This is a genomic window from Streptomyces niveiscabiei, from assembly GCF_001419795.1.
In the GTDB taxonomy this organism is placed as follows: Bacteria; Actinomycetota; Actinomycetes; order Streptomycetales; family Streptomycetaceae; genus Streptomyces; species Streptomyces niveiscabiei.
In genome coordinates, this window is record NZ_LIRL01001002.1 from 1 (window position 1) to 1,687 (window position 1,687).

A 1,687-nucleotide genomic window follows, 5' to 3' on the forward strand; every position below is an offset into this window, starting at 1 on the left:
GCGCCGCGACGATCCTCCCCGGCGCGACGCCCCGTACCGCCTCCCCGATCGCCTCTGCCAGGTGATCGGTGACCAGCTCGACGGGGACGGTCAGCGCGTTGCCGGGGCCGGAGGCGCCTTCGCCGAGGACGCGGCCGGTCGCCGCGTCCGCGAGGACCGCGCGCGTGCGCGTACCCCCCGCGTCGACGCCGAGGACGTACGCGGGGCCGTCACAGACAAAGGTTTGGTTCAAATCACTATTCATCGGTACCCATGGTGGTTGATACATTCGCCGCAGACAAGGTCCGAAGTGGATCCGCGACCCGAGGAGAACGCCATCAGCACGCCCCCGCCCGCTCCGGAACTCCGCTTCGGCGTCAACTACACCCCACGCAGGGGCTGGTTCCACGCCTGGCACGACTTCGACGCGCAGAACGCCCGCGAGGACCTCGCCCAGATCGCCGCGCTGGGCCTGGACCATGTCCGTGTCTTCCACCTGTGGCCCCTGCTCCAGCCGAACCGCACGTACATCCGCCCGGCGGCAGTGGACCAGCTGGTCCGCCTGGTGGACCTCGCGGCGGAAGTGGACCTCGACGTCATGGTGGACGGCGTACAGGGCCACCTGTCGAGCTTCGACTTCTACCCGGAGTGGACCCGCAGCTGGCACCACCGCAACGTCTTCACCGACCCGGAGGCGATCGAGGCCCAGGCGAACCTCCTGCGCACCCTCGGCAGCGCCCTGGCCGGCCGCCCCAACCTCATCGGCCTCCAGCTCGGCAACGAGCTGAACAACCTGGTCGAGCACAACCCGGTCACGGCGACCGAGGTGGACCACTACCTCGACACCCTGCTCACGGCGTCCCGCGAGAGCCTGGGCACCGCCGGCCTGGTCACGCACTCCGCGTACGACGCGGCCTGGTACGGCGACGACCACCCGTTCACCCCGGAGGCGTCGGCCCGCAAGGGCGACCTGACGACGGTCCACCCCTGGGTCTTCTCCGGCGACTGCGCCCGCCGCTACGGCCCGCGCTCCCCCCAGGTCCACCACCTGGCGGAGTACGGCACGGAACTGGCCAAGGCGTACGCGACGGACCCCGCCCGCAAGGTCTGGGTCCAGGAGACCGGCGCCCCCGCACCCCACATCCCCGCCCCGGACGCCCCGCTCTTCGCCCGCGAGACCCTCCTCAACGCGGCGAGCTGCACGAACCTCTGGGGCGTGACGTGGTGGTGCTCCCACGACGTGGACCGCAGCCTGGCGGACTACCCCGAACTCGAGTACACACTGGGCCTGTTCGACTCGAAGGGTGCCCCGAAGCCGATCGCGGAGGCGATCGAGGAGACGATCACCGAACTCCGCACGCTGCCCCTGACCCCGTCGCCGCGAGAAACGGCCCTGGTCCTGGACTGCACCCCGTCGACGCGCTCGACGTCGGGTCCGGGAGGCGCCTTCTTCGAGACATGGATGGCCCTGCGGGCGGAGGGCGCCCGCCCGGCAGTGATCCTGGCCGAACACGCGGGTGACGCGGCCTACTTGGCGGCAAGGGGAGTGACGGAACTGATCAACCCGGAGTGAGTGGTTGCCTTTTGGGGGCGCGCACTCCTCCCGCCAGGAGCGCGCACCCCTACCGCACCCCGCCGCGCCCCACCACAACTTCCGCCAGGGCCAGGAGGTTGACCCTTCCCCGCCCATAAGACAGCACAGCCCCCT

The 1,687-nt window shown here is 70.8% G+C and carries 1 protein-coding gene and 1 pseudogene; one reads left to right on the forward strand and one right to left on the reverse strand.

Features of this window, described 5'->3' with window-relative positions:
* Positions 1–232, reverse strand: a pseudogene (locus AOK24_RS38660) (ATPase); the annotation flags it as partial.
* Positions 233–289: 57 nt separating this feature from the next.
* Here AOK24_RS38660 and AOK24_RS38665 point away from each other — a divergent pair.
* Complete coding sequence (locus AOK24_RS38665) at positions 290–1,552, forward strand: glycoside hydrolase 5 family protein (protein ID WP_055724610.1); 1,263 nt, start codon at positions 290–292, stop codon at positions 1,550–1,552.
* Positions 1,553–1,687: the final 135 nt, after the last annotated feature.